The 20,357-nt window shown below is 62.3% G+C and carries 17 protein-coding genes; 11 read left to right on the forward strand and 6 right to left on the reverse strand.

Annotated elements, in window-relative coordinates; all coding sequences use genetic code 11:
• Positions 1–36: 36 nt before the first annotated feature.
• From V2B23_RS19615 to V2B23_RS19625, 3 genes are read left to right on the forward strand one after another with little or no spacing between them, the layout of a single operon-like run.
• Complete coding sequence (locus tag V2B23_RS19615) at positions 37–600, forward strand: helix-turn-helix domain-containing protein (protein WP_430951866.1); 564 nt, start codon at positions 37–39, stop codon at positions 598–600.
• A gap of 21 nt (positions 601–621) precedes the next feature.
• Entirely contained in the window at positions 622–1,623 is a 1,002-nt protein-coding gene (locus V2B23_RS19620; RefSeq protein WP_430951867.1) for an acyl-CoA dehydrogenase family protein, read from the forward strand.
• A gap of 38 nt (positions 1,624–1,661) precedes the next feature.
• Positions 1,662–2,765 carry an N-formylglutamate amidohydrolase gene (locus V2B23_RS19625; RefSeq protein ID WP_430951868.1) on the forward strand — a complete coding sequence of 368 codons (1,104 nt, stop codon included), beginning with the start codon at positions 1,662–1,664 and terminating at the stop codon, positions 2,763–2,765.
• On the opposite strand, the gene V2B23_RS19630 is transcribed toward V2B23_RS19625, so the two are convergent.
• Entirely contained in the window at positions 2,762–4,093 is a 1,332-nt protein-coding gene (locus V2B23_RS19630; protein ID WP_430951869.1) for an anaerobic C4-dicarboxylate transporter family protein, read from the reverse strand. The genes V2B23_RS19625 and V2B23_RS19630 overlap by 4 nt on opposite strands.
• Before the next feature lie 118 nt (positions 4,094–4,211).
• On the opposite strand from V2B23_RS19630, the gene V2B23_RS19635 reads away from it, so the two are divergent.
• Both V2B23_RS19635 and V2B23_RS19640 read left to right on the forward strand, forming a co-directional pair.
• The gene (locus V2B23_RS19635) at positions 4,212–8,732 is read left to right on the forward strand and encodes an ATP-dependent helicase (protein ID WP_430951870.1); all 4,521 of its coding nucleotides are present in this window, start codon (positions 4,212–4,214) and stop codon (positions 8,730–8,732) included.
• Between the two features lie 13 nt (positions 8,733–8,745).
• Positions 8,746–9,537 carry a DNA-formamidopyrimidine glycosylase family protein gene (locus V2B23_RS19640; RefSeq protein WP_430951871.1) on the forward strand — a complete coding sequence of 264 codons (792 nt, stop codon included), beginning with the start codon at positions 8,746–8,748 and terminating at the stop codon, positions 9,535–9,537.
• Here the strand turns inward: V2B23_RS19640 and V2B23_RS19645 are convergent.
• On the reverse strand, positions 9,524–10,093 hold the full coding sequence (locus V2B23_RS19645; protein WP_430951872.1) for a TetR/AcrR family transcriptional regulator: 570 nt from the start codon (positions 10,091–10,093) through the stop codon (positions 9,524–9,526). The two genes, V2B23_RS19640 and V2B23_RS19645, sit on opposite strands and share 14 nt — an antisense overlap.
• A 206-nt stretch (positions 10,094–10,299) precedes the next feature.
• Here V2B23_RS19645 and V2B23_RS19650 point away from each other — a divergent pair, with 206 nt between their 5' ends.
• Positions 10,300–10,836: a hypothetical protein gene (locus V2B23_RS19650; protein WP_430951970.1), complete on the forward strand. Its 537-nt coding sequence runs from the start codon at positions 10,300–10,302 to the stop codon at positions 10,834–10,836.
• On the opposite strand, the gene V2B23_RS19655 is transcribed toward V2B23_RS19650, so the two are convergent.
• From V2B23_RS19655 to V2B23_RS19670, 4 genes are all read right to left on the reverse strand, one after another.
• Positions 10,814–11,260: a hypothetical protein gene (locus V2B23_RS19655; RefSeq protein ID WP_430951873.1), complete on the reverse strand. Its 447-nt coding sequence runs from the start codon at positions 11,258–11,260 to the stop codon at positions 10,814–10,816. The two genes, V2B23_RS19650 and V2B23_RS19655, sit on opposite strands and share 23 nt — an antisense overlap.
• Before the next feature lie 313 nt (positions 11,261–11,573).
• Positions 11,574–11,765 carry a hypothetical protein gene (locus V2B23_RS19660; RefSeq protein ID WP_430951874.1) on the reverse strand — a complete coding sequence of 64 codons (192 nt, stop codon included), beginning with the start codon at positions 11,763–11,765 and terminating at the stop codon, positions 11,574–11,576.
• 196 nt (positions 11,766–11,961) lie between these two features.
• Complete coding sequence (locus V2B23_RS19665) at positions 11,962–13,494, reverse strand: DUF222 domain-containing protein (RefSeq protein ID WP_430951875.1); 1,533 nt, start codon at positions 13,492–13,494, stop codon at positions 11,962–11,964.
• Positions 13,495–13,599: 105 nt separating this feature from the next.
• On the reverse strand, positions 13,600–15,342 hold the full coding sequence (locus tag V2B23_RS19670; RefSeq protein ID WP_430951876.1) for a glycerol-3-phosphate dehydrogenase/oxidase: 1,743 nt from the start codon (positions 15,340–15,342) through the stop codon (positions 13,600–13,602).
• An 89-nt stretch (positions 15,343–15,431) separates the two neighbouring features.
• Here V2B23_RS19670 and glpK point away from each other — a divergent pair, with 89 nt between their 5' ends.
• From glpK to V2B23_RS19695, 5 genes are all read left to right on the forward strand, one after another.
• The gene (glpK, locus tag V2B23_RS19675; RefSeq protein WP_430951877.1) at positions 15,432–16,922 is read left to right on the forward strand and encodes a glycerol kinase GlpK; all 1,491 of its coding nucleotides are present in this window, start codon (positions 15,432–15,434) and stop codon (positions 16,920–16,922) included.
• Positions 16,923–17,075: 153 nt separating this feature from the next.
• Positions 17,076–17,963: a phosphate/phosphite/phosphonate ABC transporter substrate-binding protein gene (phnD, locus tag V2B23_RS19680; RefSeq protein ID WP_430951878.1), complete on the forward strand. Its 888-nt coding sequence runs from the start codon at positions 17,076–17,078 to the stop codon at positions 17,961–17,963.
• On the forward strand, positions 17,960–18,760 hold the full coding sequence (gene phnC / locus V2B23_RS19685; RefSeq protein ID WP_430951879.1) for a phosphonate ABC transporter ATP-binding protein: 801 nt from the start codon (positions 17,960–17,962) through the stop codon (positions 18,758–18,760). The genes phnD and phnC overlap by 4 nt, the downstream gene beginning before the upstream one ends.
• Positions 18,738–19,571 carry a phosphonate ABC transporter, permease protein PhnE gene (gene phnE, locus V2B23_RS19690; RefSeq protein ID WP_430951880.1) on the forward strand — a complete coding sequence of 278 codons (834 nt, stop codon included), beginning with the start codon at positions 18,738–18,740 and terminating at the stop codon, positions 19,569–19,571. Before phnC ends, phnE begins: the two co-directional genes overlap by 23 nt.
• An 8-nt stretch (positions 19,572–19,579) precedes the next feature.
• Complete coding sequence (locus tag V2B23_RS19695; protein ID WP_430951881.1) at positions 19,580–20,350, forward strand: tyrosine-protein phosphatase; 771 nt, start codon at positions 19,580–19,582, stop codon at positions 20,348–20,350.
• Positions 20,351–20,357: the final 7 nt, after the last annotated feature.

The following is a 20,357-nucleotide window of genomic DNA, read 5'->3' on the forward strand; positions in this document are numbered from 1 at the left end:
TCGAACGCCCTATCCGGGCACTGCTATGTTCAGCACATGGACGACGACCAAGTGGCGATCGCAACGGCAATCGGTATCGCAGTGCGCAACGCGCGCAGGGAAGCCGGATTGACCATGCGTGAGGTGGCAATGAAATCCGGTCTGTCACAGCCATTTCTGAGTCAGACCGAGAACGGTCGCGCAGTGCCGAGTGTGATGAATCTGCACCGACTCGCACAATCGCTGGGCACTACCGCTCATGCGCTACTCGCCCAAGGTGCGCGCACGCCGTCCAGTCTGGTGCGGGCACAGGAGGGCCGAAAGTTCGAACTCGCGCACGATTCCTCCATCCGGTTCTGTTCCACCGGGTCACACACCATGGAACCGAACGAGATCACGGCGGGGCCGCACAGCGAAGCCGGTGAACACACCGAACATGCCGGCGAAGAATTCATTCACATTCTCGAGGGAACTGTCGACGTCGAAGTCGGCCTGGACGAACGGCATCGGCTGAACGTCGGGGACACATTGCTGTACGCGGCGACCATTCCGCACCGGTGGTTCAACCGAACCGATCGAATTGCCCGGTTCCTGATCGTGAGTTCTCCCCCGTCCTTCTGACACACCGCATACCCTGAAGCAGTGACCATGTGGCCGGAACTTGCGCGCGAGATCGCCGATACTGTTCTGTTCCCCGTCGCCGACAGCGTCGACGCGGACGGCGAAATTCCGAGCAGTCATTTCGACGCCCTCGCCGCCGACGGGTTCTACGGCCTGGCCGCGCTCGGCGAGGACGGACCGTCGGCGGCCGAACTTGTCGAGGTTGTCGAAACACTGTGCGGCGGTTGCCTCGCGACCGCATTCACCTGGATGCAGCATCACGGCGTCGTCGGTGCCTTGGCATCGACCACCAACACGGCACTGACTGAGCAGTACTGGGACGACCTCGTCAGCGGGGAACTGCAGGGCGGTGTCGCCTACGCCGGCGCCATCCCGCGCCCTCCACTGCTGTGGGCACGCCGGGTCGATCATGGGTACGTCCTCGACGGGATAGCCCCCTTTGTCACCGGCTGGGGAATCGTCGATGTCCTTCTCGTGTCTGCGCGGGACGAATTCGACAATTCCATCGTCCACTCCGTTGTCCAGGCGACCGACGCGCCAGGCCTGTCCGTCGAGGAACTCCCCCTGATCGCTGCTCGCGGAAGCAACACCGTCCGAATAGCTTTCGACGGTTTTGCCATCCCCGACGCCCATGTCACCGCAGTTGTCGACGATCAGCAGTTCCAGAACACCCAACTACCCGGCCTGTGGTTCAACGGGGCCATGGCGATGGGGGTCGCGCGGCGCGCAATGGCAGAGTTGGCGGATCTCGGAATCGACGCGGAACCGTTCCAAGCGCAGGCCGAACTGGTGCGTGAACATCTCGACAGCGCTCTGGCGGGCGACGCCGACATGTCTGCCGCCCGCGCCGCAGCCTCCGAGCTCGCGGTCCGGGTATCAGCGGCTCTCGTCGCGGCCACCGGCTCACGCTCCCTGGTGGGCAGCAACACAGCCGAGCGTTTGATGCGTGAAGCCACGTTCACGCTGGTAGCCGCCACCCGCCCCGGAATCAAAACAGCTCTGGTCGAGCGCCTACGTGATTAGCCGAGTGCACCCCGCTGCCCTGGATTACGCTCGGTGTCATGAACAGTGTCATGAACAACGGTGCACCTGTACTCATTCCGGCCGGAACTGTCTTCACACCCGACGATCTGACGTTCTACTCCGATCGTGATTCACGCACACTCGACGACGCGATCGCGGGCGCCGATCTTCTTGTGAGCTGCCCGCATTCGGGTTCAGCCATCCCGGAAGAGCTCGCCGAGTTTCTGGCACCCGAGTTCACCCGGCGCCTGCAGTTCGATTTCACCGACATGTCGACCAGCGCGATCGTGCGTCGGTGGGCCGAGATCGATCCGCGCATCGTGTACGTCGAGAATCCCCATCCGCGCATGATTCGTGACCCCAACCGCGCCAAGCCCGAAAACCTGGAATCTTCACTGCGCGAGGCATTTGCACGTGTTCACCAGGCCGGGGCGGGCAACAAGGTCGACCTCACGGGAGTCGACGCCGTCCGTCCGGTCACGTTCTCCTTCTACCCGTTGCTACTGGAACCAACCGACGACGCCGGGTGGAAGCGTTTGGCCGACACGTTCACCGAGACAGCCGATCGCGGACTGGGCGTGTACGAGCACACGCGTGATTCTCTGGTCGAGAAAATGGTGGAAAAGAGTTTCGAGGTCGGCCGATCGTTCACCACGCTCTCGTTCCACGACACGATGAACCACACGACGCGACGCGACGGTGCGGTCAATGTGCTTCGCCCCGAGGAGGATCGGCTGCCTGACGTCGTGGCACTGTCCAATCGTGGTGATCACGACGGCAATCGACGCGGCGACAATCCCGTAACGATGGACCCCGAACTCATTCGAGCGCTCGCGGCCGCACATCGCAAGGGATTTCAGGTCGACGATCCGGGCGCTGTAGCGCTGAACCAGCCGTATCTCGGCAGCTTCGAGATCATCACAGCAGGTGCGAGATTCGCCGAGCAGTCAGCACGCGCGGATGCTGCCTGCATCACACTCAGCGCCGTGCAGGCGGAGTTCAAACGCGAATTCCTGCTCGGCGACACCCTCGCCGCGCACATCATGGCACCTGGCGTCGACTGGCCGAGTTCCGATCCGGAGCGGGTGGACCAGCTCGCCCGCGCATGCAAGGCGAGCTGGGACCACTACCGAGACAGCTAGCCGAGCACCACTCCGAATATCGCGCCGGCGGTAATCGTGGTCACGGCCAGGATTATCGTCGGCAGGAAGAACGAGTGGTCCACGAGCTTGGTACCGAGCTTCGTGCTGCCGGAGAGGTCGAAGTTCGCGGCCGCGATCTGCGAACCGTTTGTCGGCAACAGGTAGATACCGGCAAACGCTCCGGCCCACATACCGGTCAGCAGACCAGGGGCGATACCGGCCGCGAGTCCGATCGGCACGATGGTTCGGGTGGCGGTCGACTGGCTGGTGGTGAGCACACACACCAGGAAGACACCGAGCGCGAAGATCCAGGGTGCGGCGCTGACCCAGTCGCCGACGGTGCTGGTGATCAGCTCCAAGTGAGCGCTGATGAACGTATCCGTGAGCCACGCGAGACCGAACAGCGCAATCGCCGAGACCATACCGGCACGGAACACCGTCGAGGTCGGAACGTCGGCCACGTTGGGCTTGCATACGAGCAGGATGAGGGTGCCGACCAGGAACATCAGCATCTCGATGATCGGGGTCATTCCCAGCGGCGAGCCGTCGGCCGCCTCGGGGCGAATTCCCTTGAAGAGTCCGAAGATCACGATCGCCAGAACACCCGCGAGGAAGATCAGCGCTGCGTTGCGGCCGGTCTTCGTCGAGACCAGTTCGGTGGTGGCCGCAGCGCCGGGGCCGGCCAGTTCGCCGGACTTCAGCTTTGCCTGCACGTCGGGATCGTCGGCCAGTTCCTTGCCGAGGCGGTTCACCGCGAACGACGAGATGATGATGCCGATCACCGCCGCCGGGAAGGTGATCTTGATGATATCGATGAGCTCGAAATCGTACGGCGACACATCCGTCAACGTCACCATGGCCGCCATGGCCGCTGATACGGGGCTACACGCCAGCGCAACACCGGTCGAGACGACGGACAGCGACAGCGGCCGTGAGGGACGCACGCCGTTCTTGTACGACACGTCGTAGATCACGGGCAGCAGCGGATACAGAATGTTGGACGTTCCGGCGCCGACCGAGAAGAGGAACGACACCAACGGTGCGATCAACGTGATCTGTTTTGGCCTGGATTCGATCAGTTTGGCCGCGATGGTGACCATCCAGTCGATACCACCGGCTGCCTGCATCATCGACGACGCCAGGACGACGGACAGCACGATCAGGAGGGCGTCGACCGGGGGCGCACCCACGTCCTCGCCGAACACGAACACAAGGACGGCGACGCCCGCACCGCCCCACAGACCGAGTGCAACACCACTCGATCGAGTGCCCATGACGATTGCCCCGAGCACCACAATGAGCTCGAGAGCAATAATTACAGCTTCCATCTGGCACTCGCCTTCTCGAAAAACAGCCAAATCGTCCTGATTACGGAAAAAATATAGTCCCGGCGATGTCTTCGGCACGTTTGAACACGCTGTCGGTGGGCAGGTGCACTATGGATACGTGACCGACGTCCTCGAAAAGTTCTCGCCCGCGACACGAGAATGGTTCGACGGTGCCTTCAGCGCCCCCACACCGGCTCAACTCGGCGCGTGGGAATCCATAGCAAGCGGCGCGCACACCCTGGTCGTAGCGCCTACCGGTTCCGGCAAGACACTGTCCGCTTTTCTGTGGGCACTCGATCAGTTGGCTTCGCGGGACGAGGGCCACCGCACTACCAAGGTCCTGTACATCTCACCGCTCAAGGCACTCGGCGTGGATGTCGAACGAAACCTCCGCGCTCCGCTTGTCGGCATCACTCAAACCGCCAAACGCCTCGGTCTCACGCCACCCGAGATCACGGTCGGCGTCCGCTCCGGTGACACCTCCCCCGCCGATCGACGCTCGTTGATCAAAAGGCCGCCGGACATCCTGATCACCACCCCGGAATCGTTGTTCCTGATGCTCACCTCCGCCGCCCGCGAGACGCTGGCCGGCGTCGACACCGTCATCGTCGACGAGGTCCACGCGGTGGCCGGGACCAAACGCGGCTCCCATCTCGCTCTCTCCCTCGAGCGCCTCGACGCACTACTCGAGTCCCCCGCGCAGCGCATCGGTTTGTCGGCCACCGTCCGCCCCCACGAAGAAGTCGGGCGATTCCTCTCCGGGTCGTCGCCCATCAGGATCGTCGCGCCACCGGCCGCCAAGACCTTCGACCTCACCGTCCGCGTTCCCGTGGAGGACATGACGGAACTGGGTATCGCAACACCTGCAGACGGTTCCGAATCTCCGACGCCCCAAGCGGGCTCCATCTGGCCGCACGTCGAAGAACAGATAGTCGATCTTGTTCTCGAACACCGCTCGTCCATTGTGTTCGCCAACTCCAGGCGCCTCGCGGAGCGGTTGACAGCTCGGCTCAACGAAATCCACGCCGAACGCACCGGTGTGCTGGTCGACAAAATGCCGAAGCCACCGTCACAAATCGGCACACCCACCGAAGTCAATTTCGGTGCCGAGCCACTGCTCGCACGCGCCCACCACGGCTCGGTCAGCAAAGATCAGCGAGCCATCATCGAAGACGACCTGAAATCCGGGCGACTGCGGTGCGTCGTCGCGACCAGCAGCCTCGAACTCGGAATCGACATGGGCGCAGTTGATCTGGTGATCCAAGTCGAGGCGCCGCCATCGGTCGCGAGCGGGCTCCAACGCGTCGGCCGGGCCGGACACCAGGTCGGTGAAATCTCTCGCGGTGTGGTGTTTCCGAAACATCGAACCGATCTCATTCACTGTGCCGTCACCGTCGAGCGCATGGTCGAGGGCAAGATCGAAGCGATGACGGTTCCTGCCAATCCTCTCGACATTCTGGCCCAGCAGACGGTGGCCGCGACGGCACTCGAACCGATCGACGTGGACGACTGGTTCGACACCGTCCGCCGAAGTGGTTCGTTTGCAACGCTTCCCCGCTCCGCGTACGAGTCCACCCTCGATCTGCTGGCGGGCCGGTACCCCTCGGACGAGTTTGCCGAACTGCGTCCACGCCTGGTCTGGGATCGCGAAGCCAACACACTCACGGGGCGCCCCGGGGCGCAGCGTCTGGCCGTCACCTCCGGCGGCGCAATCCCGGACCGCGGGCTCTTCACGGTCTACATGGTGGGCGAGCGGGCGTCTCGTGTTGGCGAACTCGACGAGGAAATGGTCTACGAATCCCGAGTCGGCGACGTGTTCGCCCTGGGCGCGACCAGCTGGCGGATCGAGGAAATCACGTTCGACCGCGTTCTGGTCAGCCCCGCCTACGGACAACCGGGGCGCCTCCCGTTCTGGCACGGCGACGGCCTTGGACGACCGGCAGAACTCGGCCAAGCACTCGGCCAGTTCGTCCGGGAAACAGCGCTCGGCAACGAGGCCGACGTGATCGAACGCTGCCGCGTCGGCGGCCTGGACCACAACGCCACCACCAACCTGATCCAACTGGTGGGCGAGCAGAAAAACGCGACCGGGCAGGTGCCGTCGGATCGCACGTTGGTGGTCGAGCGGTTCCGCGACGAACTCGGCGATTGGCGCCTGGTCCTGCACTCCCCGTACGGCCAGCGGGTGCACGCTCCGTGGGCACTCGCCATCGGTGCACGTCTGCAGGAACGATACGGAGTGGATTCCAGTCCCACGGCCTCCGACGACGGCATCATCATCCGCCTCCCCGATACCGAGAACGAGCCTCCCGGCGCCGAACTCTTTGCCTTCGACGTCGAAGACATCGAAGATCTGGTCACCCAGGAAGTGGGCGGGTCTGCACTGTTCGCCTCACGGTTTCGTGAATGTGCCGCTCGCGCACTGCTTCTGCCTCGCCGAAATCCCGGCAAGCGTGCGCCGTTGTGGCAGCAGCGTCAACGCAGCGCCCAGCTCCTCGACGTGGCACGCAAGTTTCCGACGTTCCCCATCCTGCTCGAGACTGTGCGCGAATGCCTCCAAGATGTCTACGACCTGCCGGCGCTCATGGATTTACTCGGCAAGATCGCCAAACGACAGATCCGCATCGTTGACGTCGAGACGGCGTCCCCGTCTCCGTTTGCCAGCGCGCTGCTGTTCAGTTATGTCGGCGCCTTCATGTACGAGGGCGACAGCCCACTCGCCGAAAGACGCGCGGCAGCACTGTCTCTCGACTCCACACTGCTCGCCGAACTGTTGGGCCGCGTCGAACTGCGCGAGCTACTCGACGGCGGTGTCATCGAGCAAGCCGAGCGCGAGCTGCAACGACTGGCGCCCGAGCGCAAGGCAAAAGATCTCGAAGGCGTTGCTGATCTACTGCGTATGCTCGGCCCACTCACGACCGAGGAGGTTACGGCGCGTTCCCTCGAAGATCCGCGTCTGTGGCTCGACACGCTTACGACAGACAAACGCGCCCTTCATGTTTCGTTTGCCGGGCAACAGTGGTGGACGGCAATCGAAGACTCAGGTCGCCTGCGTGACGGACTGGGGGTACCCCTACCCATCGGTGTACCCGCAGCATTCATCGAACCGGTGGATCAGCCGCTCGAGGACCTGTTGAGCCGCTATGCGCGCACGCACGGACCTTTCACGCTCGCCGACGCGGCTGCCAGATTCGGTATCGGCGTTTCGGTGGCGCGCGATGTTCTCGGCCGTCTTGCCTTGGAGAAGCGGGTCCTCGAGGGTGAATTCCGGCCCGGATCAGCCGGGAGTGAATGGTGCGACGCCGAAGTGCTCCGGCGATTGCGTCGACGCTCACTCGCTGCCGCCCGGGCGGATGTGGAACCGGTCAGCACCGCCACGCTGGGCCGATTCCTTCCCAACTGGCAGCACGTCGGCGGAACTCTCCGCGGGATCGACGGTGTTGCAACCGTCGTCGATCAGCTTGCCGGAGTTCCCATTCCGGCATCGGCGCTCGAATCGCTGATCCTGCCGAGTCGCATCCCCGACTATTCACCGGCCATGCTCGACGAGCTGACCTCGACCGGCGAGGTACTGTGGTCGGGATCCGGAGCCATCTCGGCCAAGGATGGGTGGGTTGTCCTGCACCCGGCGGATCTGGCCCCGGCAACCCTCAATCCGCCTGCCGATACCGATGTTTCGGACCTGCAACAGCAGGTCCTCGACGTCCTGACCGCTGGCGGTGCCTATTTCTTCCGCCAATTGGCCGAAGCACTCGACAACCCGGAAGACGGCGCGCTCACGACTGCGCTGTGGGAATTGGTGTGGCTCGGGCACATCGGCAACGACACCCTCGCTCCCCTGCGGGCCCTATTGTCCGACACCACTCGAACCACAACCAGCCACCGCGCTCCGAGGCGTGTTCCGCGGGCCCGTCCGTATCGAGGAATGATGCGCCCGGCGGTACCCGCGCGCACCGGACCGGCCACCGCTGCCGGACGCTGGTTCCTGCTGCCGGCCGCCGAGCCTGATCCCACTGTTCGGGCCCACGCCACGGCCGACCTTCTGCTCGAGCGCTACGGAGTTGTCACCCGTGGCAGCGTGGTCAGCGAGAACGTCCCCGGCGGATTTGCGTTGATCTACAAGGTGCTCAGTACGTTCGAGGACAACGGCCGGGCCAGGCGCGGCTACTTCGTCGACACTCTGGGCGGTGCGCAGTTCTCCACGCCTGCCGTCGTGGATCGTTTGCGTACGTTCGGGGAATCCATCGAGGGTCGCCATACTTCTTCTGCCACGGTCACTCTTGCCGCGTGCGATCCTGCCAACCCGTATGGAGCGGCGCTCCCGTGGCCGGCGTCGAACGCCGAAGAATCACCCGGTCACCGACCCGGACGCAAGGCCGGCGCGCTGGTTGTTCTCGTGCAGGGCGAGCTGGTGCTCTATGTCGAACGCGGTGGTCGAACTATTCTCACCTTCTCCGACGACCCCGGCGTACTCCGCACGGCAGCAACATCTCTGGCCCAGATCGTGAAGAACCGATCCGTCGAGAAGATCGTCGTCGAGAAAGTGAACGGCGAAACCATCCACGGCAACAACTTTGCGCCGGTCTTGGTCGAAGCCGGGTTTGCGGCCACCCCACGCGGCTTCAGGTTGAGATCATGAAGGCTGATTGCTGATGCCCGAAGGCGATACCGTCTGGCGGACGGCCAATGCACTTCGCACGGCCCTGAACGGCAAGGTGCTCACCACGTGCGACGTTCGTGTCCCGCGATACGCCACCGTCGACCTGACCGGCACACGTGTCGACTCCGTCGTCAGTCGCGGAAAGCATCTGTTGATCCGGATCGGCGACGCCTCCGTCCACACACATCTGAAGATGGAAGGCGCGTGGCAGATCTACGTACCGGGTGAGCGGTGGCATCGCCCAGCCCATCAGGCGCGCATTATTCTGGCAACCGAAGATGCTGTTGCCGTGGGTTTTTCGCTCGGCATCACCGAAATTCTCGATCGCGACCAGGAAGACTCCGTCGTCGGACATCTTGGTCCGGATCTCCTCGGCCCGGATTGGGACAATGCTGCGGCCGAGGAAAATCTGCGCAGCGCGGGCTCGGAACCGATCGGCGTTGCGCTCCTCGACCAACGGGTCATGGCTGGGCTCGGCAATGTGTATCGCAATGAAATCTGTTTTCTCCGTGGGCTTCATCCACGAACTCCGACGGACCGGGTCCCGGATCTCACGGCGGTCGTCGACCTGTCGTACCGCATTATCGGTGCCAACAAGTCACGTCACGTCCGAGTAACCACTGGCGATACCCGTCCCGGTCGACAGACGTGGGTGTACGGCCGCCGCGGAAAACCGTGTCGGCGTTGCGGAACGCGAATCCGCGAAGAACTACTCGGACCCGACCAGCTCACCGAACGACAGATATTCTTCTGCCCGTCCTGCCAACCGCTTACGCACGATTAGCTTTTGTCAACAGGCGGACGCAGTACGCCACAAAACGATCACGGCTCACGTCAATGGTGCCGTCGAGGTATCCGATGAACAGGGTGAACAACGCACCCACCAACCCTACGGCGGTCAACTGCTTCTCCACCGGATCACTGATTTCGGAGAGCTGTGCATAGACGAGGTCCACGAAAGCCGGCATCGATTCGATTCCGCGGCCTCCGAGTACAGGTTCGGAGAGCGGAGCAATCAGCAGCACTCGTCCCATCGCGGGATCGTCGACCATCAATTTGACGAACGTATCGACCGCTGCGGTCGCAATCGCTTCGGTTCCGGTTTCCATAGCTACTGCTGCCGCCAGTGCGGATTGCGCGCGTTCCGAAACATACGAGTGGACCGACACCACGTACTGATCGCGGTCGGTGAAGCTCTCGTAGAAGTACCGTTCCGTCAGTCCCGCAGCCTTACATACTGCCCGTACGTTGACGGCCGGACCGTCCACTGCCCCCAGTAGTGTCACGCCCACATCGAACAGCGCTGCCTTCCGTGCTGCACGCCGTTCCTCGATACTCACTGCTGCTCCGATTCCTTGACTACTGATGTTGTCGATCCTAATCTGACAACATTCGCAGTCAAGGTGATGACGTGACCTTGGGCCGATCGCTCTACCTCATCTCCGGAGTTGTCTTCGGCGGCCCCGACCCGAATCCTGCTACCCGTGACGCGCCGAGACAGCCCGATGCACTACAGCCCAAATGCCTGATCTGCCATAATCAAGCGATGCCGCGGAGCCTACGTACCCTGCTCAATCGCCCGATTACCGCCCGCGGTCGCCACCTCGGGCAAGAGCGCATCGCCGCCCGGACCACCGCCTACGTATACGGCAACATCTTGGCTCTGGCCGCTCTGATTCCGGTCACCCAATCGCAGGAATCGCTCGGCGTTGCCATTGTCATCGGCACGGCCCTGTCGACGTATATCGCGCACACCTTCGCGGAGGGTGTCGGCGAAAGTATTCGTAATGATCGAGAACTAACCACTGCGGAAAGAATCGAAGCTCTCCGTGATTCCGTGCCCATCCTGACCTCGGCCGTGGTTCCCATCGTTATTCTGGGAACCGCCTGGTTCAACATCCTCGAACCGCGGACCGCCCAACTGATTGCCGAACTTGTGTTGGTGCTCCGTATCGGTTCCACGAGTTACGTCATCAGCCACCTTCGCGGCGAAAAAGTAGGCACGGCAACTCATGTCGCGGCGTTCGGTCTCGCTGCGGTAGCGACGTTGATCGTCGCCATCAAGATCGTGCTGACTCACTGACTTGGCGCTTGCTTCTGTTCCCCGGCGTTCTGTTCCACTGCAGTGCCGCGACGAAACAGGCCGCCAGTGCGATCGGAATGAAGTAGCCATAGGCAACCAAGTGTGGTCGGGATGCAAAGAAGGCGCCGAATGCCCCGAACACCAGAATTGCTGCGACCGTAACTGCGACCCAGCGACGGGGAACTACGGCAGGGATTACGCACATTAGAGCCGGGACTGCCAACCACGCAAGAATTGCCACACCGAGATAACTGACGATCGATTCGTTGCACTGCGTCCAGTTGGTGATCCCGTCGCTCGGGAAAATACCGATCTCGCAGGATGTGATTTGGTACATCGGATCCGACGCGGCGAAGTACCCGAGCGCGGCAGCGGCTAAGGCAAGCACCACCCACACCCATCGGAAGAATGTCGTCACAGTCATCCGACAAAAACTACTGGGTCCCCACCATCCGATATACATAACGCAGACAATTCACTCTTCATGACGGATCCGGAGAACCTGCCGATATGAACGCCCCTCAACCGCCATATCCGTGGGACTCCCAACACCAGCGGGATTCCCAACCCCAGCGGGATTCACAGCCACCCGGAGATCCACAGCCACCACAAACACCTGCGTGGGTCTGGGTTCTTCTCGGCGCCGGAATAGCTGCGATTGTTGTGGTTGTGGGGCTTGTCTGGGTGCGGCCGCTGCTCTTCGACGCAGACACACATCAATCCGCGCGATCCTCGACTCAACTCGGTACAACGGCTTCTACAACAACTACACCCACCACAGAATCTTCTCCCACCACAACGTCAGCAGCTGCTCGAACCACTACTTCCGCACCGACGTCCGGTCCAGCTGTCCCGGCAAACGCAACTCGCTGCGGGCCGGTGTTTTCCAACAACGAATTGCCGAACTCCGCGACCGGTAGCAAAGCCACATCATGTGAGTTCGCCGAAGAAGTGCGGTATCAGTACGTCAGTCAGGGCAAACGAAATGCAACAGTGTCGATCAGCGCTGTCAGCCCCGTCACCAACACGCGCTATTCGATGAGTTGCACCGGAAAGAAGGTTGTCACCTGTAGTGGCGGTAACAACGCAATCGTCTATCTCTTTTAATAGATAAGGCGAAAAAATTCAGAATGGCGGCGGATCGTTGCCGTAGTCGACGGGTTTGTGGGGCAAGCGCTTTCGGGGTGTGGAGATCGGGAAGGTTTGCCGGTGTTTCCGTTCCGCGTGTTTCGCTGTGCGGTGCTGAATCTTGACGCGCCGATGTTTGCGTTCACTTCGGATGCGGGCAGCTTTGTTTTCCAAACGAGTGCGTCGCGGTTTGCCGCCTTCCGGTAGCAGCGATTCCTGTTGGCCGGCGAGTAGTCCGGCATCTCTCATGCGGTAGCAGTGCCCGGTCGGCGAGGTCAGCGAGATACTGCGATCCGGGTTCGGGTCGAGCCGCCACTTGCCGGAATGCTTGAGGCGATGATGGTTACGGCAGAACGCGCTCAGATTCGACGCGACCGTCTTCCCACCCTGTGTGGGGTCGGTGTGGTTGAACGGAACGTTGTGGTCGAGATCGCAATTCCAGGAGGGGGCATCGCAGTGCGGCCATTGGCAGCTTCCCGCGATGACCCGCAGCCACGTATCGAGTGCCGCGCCGGGGCGGTAGACCAAAGCCGAGGTGGGCTCAGAGGCGGGCACAGGTGTTTCTGGCACCCGCGCTTCCCGAACGTCTGCGTCTTTCGCGATGTCGCGGGCATGCTCGGCGCTGATCACGCCGTACCCGTCGAGATGAGCGGGCTCGTCGCTGCCGGGAATATCGCTGCCGGCGAAGGTGGATTCGTGCATCACCACATGCACGAGTGGCCGGCGAATGATCACCATGCCGCTGCGGTCCTGCGGGCAATCATCCCGGTCGCAGTCGCACACCAACACCGTGGAACCACTCACCAAAGCGCCCAACGAATCAGCGCGGCGCTGCTCATACGTACGCGAATCATGGCGGCATACCGACATCGCCAACTCCCGCAACCGGCCGTCGAAGGCACGGGCTTGTTCGGCCGGAATGCTGCCGAGGATGCGGGCCATACCGTCTTCGGCGGCACTGACCCCGACAAACCGATCCGCCAAGGCCCGGCGACGTCTCTCCCGCATCCCCTCCGGATCAACGCGGGCCACGATCCGGTCGATCGCCGCCGTCAACCGACGACCCGTCAACCCGATACCACCGTCCACTGCTGGGGCGAGAACCTGCTCGAGCAGCAAACGCTCTACTTCGTCGATCAACTCGTCACCGACATTCGCGGTCGCCGACTCGATCAACCCGACCCGGTAGGAGTCGAGTTCACCGCGGGCCATCGCTGCCCGCGTGCGATGCAACCGCGTCTTCAAAGCAAAACCCAACCCGATGAGCTTCCCCGCCGCAGCCCGCCCCATCGTCAACACCGCGCCGACCTCCGATTCGGCCAACTCGTACGCCGACGACGACCACGTACCGCCCTCGACATGCTCAGCACTACGGCGAGTGAAAAACTCCGCAACCACGGCCAGTTTCCGCTCGACCAGCATCGCTTCACATGAATGCAACTCACTCATGAGATCGATGAGGGCGCAATCGGTTTCGGCATCACTCAGCTGCGCTGAGATACCGAAACTTCCCACCCCCGGATCGAACATCCTCCCACCGTAATCGAAACCCTGTTCGATTACGAGGACTTCTCCAAACTAGTCGGAAAGGTCCGATATATGGAAAATGCCCACAGTCCATGCGCAGCCCAACGGCTACACGCGGTCCGCCACCTCGACTACAGGCTCGAGGATTTCCACCCGCGATTCCGGCGCCGCTGCCCGCAGTGCGTCCGCTGCTTCGTCGTCGGGCTGAGCCTGTGATTCCACTTCGGCCTTGACCCGCGCACGGTAGGTGTCAACCTCACGATCGACCGCTTCGGCATCCCAGCCCAGCACGGGGGCAACAAGTTCCGCGACTTGCTGGGCACAGTTGACGCCGCGGTGCGGGTACTCGATCGCGATGCGCGTGCGCCGCGCCAAGATGTCGTCCAGGTGCAGAGCGCCTTCCGCGGCTGCGGCATACACTGCCTCAACCTGAAGGTAATCGGGCGCATCGGTGATGGGCTGCAACAACTCCGGAGTAGTGCGGCCCAATTCCAACACCTCGGTGATCAAGGAGCCATACCGATCGAGGAGATGCTTGACGCGGTACGGATGCAGACCGTACGTCTCACCCAGCTGCATGGTCTGATTGACCAACGCAAAGTATCCGTCGGCGCCCACGAGCGGCACCTTCTCGGTGATCGACGACGCAACGCGCGCCGGAATGTCTTCGGATGCAACGTCAACCGCGTCCTCCGCCATGACGCGGTACGTGGTGTACTTTCCGCCCGCAATGGCAACAAGGCCCGGAGCAACTCGGGCAACGGCATGCTCACGCGACAGCTTCGACGTCTCGTCGCTCTCGCCGGCCAACAGTGGACGAAGACCGGCGTACACACCGTCGATGTCGGCATGCGTCAAAGGTGTCACGAGCACCGAATTAACGTGTCCGAGAATGTAATCGATATCGGCCTTGGTTGCGGCCGGGTGCGCGAGGTCGAGATTCCAGTCCGTGTCCGTGGTTCCGATGATCCAGTGATTTCCCCACGGGATCACGAACAGTACTGATTTTTCGGTGCGCAGAATGATCGCCGCTTCACTGACGATGCGGTCACGGGGAACAACGATGTGCACGCCCTTCGACGCCCGGACCCGGAAGCGGCCACGCTGACGCGACAGTGCCTGGATCTCGTCGGTCCACACGCCCGTCGCGTTGATGACGACGTGTCCCTTGACCTCGGCGGTCCGTCCGTCTTCGCAGTCACGAACACGTACACCCGACACTCGATCTGCTTCGCGCAGGAAGCCGACAACCTGCGTCGACGTCCGGACCACAGCGCCGTAATGCGCCGCCGTCCGCGCAACGGTCATAGTGTGACGGGCGTCGTCGACCACTGTGTCGTAGTACTGGATTCCGCCGGTCAGCGAACTGCGCTTGAGGCTCGGCGACATGCGCAGCGCTCCGGCACGCGTGAGATGCTTCTGCGAGGGCACCGATTTGGCCCCACCCATCCGGTCGTACAGGAAGATTCCCGCCGCCATGTACGGGCGTTCCCAGACGCGGTGAGCCAGCGGGAACAGAAACTTGAGGGGCTTGACCAGGTGCGGTGCCAATGTCGTCAGAGACAGCTCGCGTTCGCGTAATGCCTCACGGACCAGCCCGAATTCAAGCTGTTCCAAGTAGCGCAAACCGCCGTGGAACATCTTCGACGATCGGGACGACGTGCCCGACGCATAGTCACGAGCCTCGATCAACGCGACTTTGAGTCCACGCGTCGCGGCGTCGAGCGCTGTGCCGACACCCACGACGCCGCCACCGACGACGATGACGTCGAACTGCTCGCTCTGAAGCTGCTCCCAGGCAGCTTCTCGCTGCTGTGGGCCGAGAAACTGCACACCCTGCTGCTTACTCAACCCGTATCTCCTGTAAGTCGACGACGAATTCGCATCCAGGCTAGTAGCTTCATGCTCATACTGCGACAGCGCACGAACCAAGGAGACATGTGAACCAGTACATCGCCGCCATCGACCAAGGCACCACGTCGAGCCGATGCATGATCTTCGACCACGACGGCGCTGTTGTCAGCGTTGCCCAGAAGGAACACGAACAGATCTTCCCGCAATCCGGCTGGGTCGAACACGACCCGGTGGCGCTGTGGATGAACACTCGCGAAGTGGTGGCAGGCGCACTCGCCAAAGCCGACCTCACCCGGGCGGACATCGCGGCCGTCGGAATCACGAATCAACGTGAGACAACGGTGGTCTGGGAGCGAAAGACCGGAAAACCCGTCTACAACGCCATTGTCTGGCAGGACACGCGCACTGATCAGCTGTGCCAGGAACTCGGCGGTGACGCCGGGCCGGAAAAGTACCGCGCACAGACCGGGTTGCCGTTGTCGACGTATTTCTCGGGCCCGAAAATCCGATGGATTCTCGACAATGTCGACGGGGCACGCGCCAAGGCCGAAGCCGGCGAATTGTGCTTCGGCACCATCGACACGTGGATTTTGTGGCACCTCACCGAGGGGCAGCACGTGACAGATGTCACCAATGCGTCACGCACAATGCTGATGGATCTGGAGACATTGCAGTGGGACGAGTCCATCTGCGCGGATTTCGGGATTCCGATGTCGATGCTTCCGGAAATCCGCAGCTCATCCGAGATCTACGGTAAGGGTCGCCCGCGGGGCAACCTGGCCGGTGTTCCGGTCGCGGGCATTCTCGGAGACCAGCAGGCAGCCACCTTCGGTCAGGCCTGCCTGTCGGTGGGAGAAGCAAAAAACACCTACGGCACCGGCAACTTCCTTCTCCTCAACACCGGCACTACTCCGGTCCACAGCAAGCACGGCCTCCTGACTACGCTCTGCTACAAACTGGGCGACGCCCCGGCGGTTTATGCCCTGGAAGGTTCTGTTGCCGTATCGGGATCACTGGTCCAGTGGCTCCGCGACAACCTCGGGATCATTCAGAACGCCAAGGACATCGAGGCCCTCGCGGCAACCGTCGACGACAACGGCGGCGCCTACATCGTTCCCGCCTTCTCCGGTCTCTTCGCACCGCGCTGGCGTCCCGATGCTCGCGGAGTCATCGTGGGACTCACGCGCTTCGTGAACAAGGGCCATCTGGCCCGGGCTGCGCTCGAAGCTACCGCGTATCAAACCCGTGAGGTCATCGACGCCATGCGCGCCGATTCCGGCGTCGAACTCTCCGCCCTCAAAGTGGACGGCGGCATGGTTGTCAACGAGACCCTGATGCAGTTCCAGTCCGACATTCTCGGAGTGCCGGTGATCCGTCCCGTTGTCAACGAGACAACCGCGTTGGGCGCTGCCTACGCTGCCGGTTTGGCCGTCGGCTATTGGTCCGATACCGACGACATTCGCCGCAACTGGGCCGTCGGCAAGACGTGGGAACCCGACATGGAAGAGTCCGAGCGCGCCCGCCTGTACGCGGAATGGAACAAGGCCGTCGAACGGACATACAACTGGTCCGATTAGTAGGTTTCGGTGGGGTGCCGTGCACCCCACCGAAAGCCGCTCCAACTGTTCACCTGCGCGCAATTACGAGTACAGCGTTCTCGTAATTCCGATACAGACACCGATGGTTTCGTAACAGGCGTCAAACTCCCCCGCCTTTTCGGAAGGTCCATCATGCGTGCTCGAGTCGGTATCGCCGTCGCGTTGACTGCCGTCGCTTCTCTCGCCCTGTCCTCGTGCTCCACCGAATCCGAAGCCTCGTCTGCGGATTCGAATCAGATCATTTTCGCCACGCCTCCCGGCACCGATGACGTCAAAGAGCTCGCCATCATGAACGATGTCGCCGACATGGTGGGAACCGCGACCGGCAAAACCGTCAAACACGAGTCACCGGCGGACTACCTCGGCGTCGTCGAGGCGGTTCGGAACGGATTTGTCGACGTCGCCGTCCTCAGCCCTTTCTCGGCCGCCCTCGCATTCAAGACAGGAAGCGTCGAACCCATCCTCGCCTGGAACGGGGCACCAGATCCGGCGTCGTACTGTATAACCAAGTCCGACAGCACAATTCAATCCGTTGCCGACATCAAGGGACATCAGGTCGCCTTTGTCGATCCGGGATCGACCACTGGCTACTTCATGCCGAAGGCAATGATGGCCGAGGCCGGGCTCACCGACGGAACCGACTACAAGAGCACCTTTGCCGGCGGACACGACTCTGCAGTTCTCGCACTGATGAACGGGAACGTCGACGTTGCCTGCACCGCCCGCCAGCTCTACACGTCGTTCATCGCCGGTGGCATGTTCACAGCCGACGACGTCCGAATCGTCGGCCAAACCGCACCCATCCCGGTTGGCGTATCCATCGTCGCCCGCACCGGCCTCGATTCCGAGACTCGTGACGCAATCAAGGACAAGCTCCCAGCGATGCTCGCCGCAAATCCCGAAGCATCGAAGATCCTCGGCGTTGGCGGCACGTACACCGCCGATCCCGACTTCTCGGTGTACGAACCGTTGGTCACGATCGCGGAAGCTGCCGGAGTCGATCTGGACAACATCCGATGACAGCGCCGGCAATTCGCCCGCCGCGCTCGTCCCTGGTTCTGCCGCCGGTGGTCACCGGACGCAACATTCGAGTCACGTTCGGCGACAACATCGCCCTCGACGGCGTCGACCTCACTGTTCGCCCCGGTGAAGTGGTCGGTTTGCTCGGACACTCGGGATCCGGCAAATCGACATTGATGAAGACACTGACCCGCCTCACCGACTTCACCGCAGACGAATTGAGCGTTGCCGGCCGAGATGTCGCGAGGCAGAGCGGTTCCGACTTGCGTTCTCTGCGTTCGGATGTCGGCTACGTCTTTCAGCACTTCAATCTGGTACCGCGACTGAGCGCCCTGACCAACGTCTTGACCGGCGGTCTGTACGACGCCGGTGCGGTCAACCTTATCGGTGGATTCGGACGCACCCAACGCATCGAAGCTCTCGAACTGTTGCGCCGAGTCGGACTGGAAGGCAAAGCATCTCAGCAGAGTCGGACGCTCAGCGGCGGTGAGCAGCAACGGGTAGCGATCGCGCGAACCCTGATGCAGCACCCGAAACTGATCCTCGCCGACGAACCCGTCGCATCCCTCGATCCACGCCTCGCCGGAACCATCCTCACCTTACTGAGGGAGATTGCCCGCGAACGTCAGGTTCCGGTGATCGTGAGCCTTCACGTTGTCGGCCTGGCCAGAAAGTACACCGATCGTGTCATCGGCCTGCGGGACGGACGCATCGTATTCAACAGCCGTGCAGAAGAACTCAATGAAGAGGCGGTGAGCACGATCTATGGTGAACATGCAGACATCGTCGAACAGTAAGCGCGAACAGACGCACGCTCTATCGAAGGAAGCCGAGCGTCTCGCCAAACCGTGGCGTCTGCCTTCCCCACGCAGCGGGGTCGGCCTGATCGTCATCGCCGTGGTCCTCGCGTGGTCGTTTGCCGGTGCAGACGCCGACCCTGCGCGCCTGGTTTCCGGCGTACCCAACATGGTCGATTTTGTCTCGCGACTGTTCCCGCCGACTTTCGACAAGTTCGACGTCATCGTCACCCTGCTGATCGAAACGCTCCAGATGGCAATTGTCGGAACGCTGGTGGGCGCGGTGCTGTCGCTCATCCTCAGTTTCGGCGCGGCGTCGAACATCGCCCCGAAGTGGCTCTACGGCATCTCCCGGGCGATCCTGAACGTCTTGCGCTCGATCCCCGAACTCATCTACGCCCTGATGTTCGTATCCGCTGTGGGTCTCGGCCCGTTTGCCGGTGTGCTTGCCATCGTGGTGGGTTCCCTCGGCTCGATCAGCAAGATCTACGCCGAAGCAATGGAATCGGTCGATCAAGGTCCACTCGATGCCCTGAGTTCCGCAGGAGCCGACAAACGCCAGATCATCACCTACGGAGTTCTGCCGCAGGCAGCACCCCTACTGGTCAGCTACACCCTGCTCCTCTTCGAGGGAAATGTCCGCGGTGCAACCATTCTCGGTCTCGTCGGTGCCGGCGGTATCGGTTTGGAACTCACCACGGCCATGCGCATGTACGACTACGGGCACCTGAGCACTATCATCCTGAGCATCATCGTGCTCGTCACCGTCATCGACCGAATCAGCGCGATGATCCGCGCTCGACTGAGCTGAGAATAACCATGACCGACGTACTCTCGTCCCCCGAACTGCTCGACCCAGTGAACCTGCGCGATCTTGCCGCGGTGGCAGTGGCAAGCGGACACATTCGCGAATCTGTCGCCTTCCGCAGCGATGACGTCTCACACCTGTCGGTGGAATACGCCGATTCACTGTGGAACAAGGGAATCCGCACAGTGATCGATCTACGGTCCCCTGGCGAGGCGGCCTACACCGGGCGTGGCCCACTCGCTGCCCACGCTATCGCCTATCACCACATTCCACTCGTGGCCGAGGTCGCCACTCCCGCCGCTATGAGTCAGGCACTACCGCAGGTAACCACTCCAGATCACGTCGGCCAGTGGTATGCGGACCTTCTGGAATCCGCGGCACCTCAACTCGCGACAGGTCTGACCGTCCTCGCTCTGAGCCCCGGCGGAACCATATTCCACTGCGCCGCAGGCAAGGACCGCACGGGTGTGTTTGCCGCCGCACTGCTCAGTGCAGTCGGCGCGGAAGCCGGCGCCATCGCCGACGACTACGCTCGCACCTCGGCTGAGCTACCCCGCCTACATGCGAGGGTCCAGATGATCATGGGCGGCTTCCTGCCGTTCGACTTCGATGCGAACAGCATGCCCAGTGGCGCCATGATGGGCGCCGAGCGTGCCTCAATGACCGTCATGCAGCAGACGCTCGTGCGGCACCACGGCGACGTTCTGGCGCCGCTGCGTGCGGCCGGACTCAGCCAGGAAACGGTCGAGCTCTTGCGTACGAAAATGCTTGCAGCACGGTGACACTCGA

This window comes from Rhodococcus sp. 24CO (genome assembly GCF_050586165.1).
Classification (GTDB): Bacteria; Actinomycetota; Actinomycetes; order Mycobacteriales; family Mycobacteriaceae; genus Rhodococcus_F.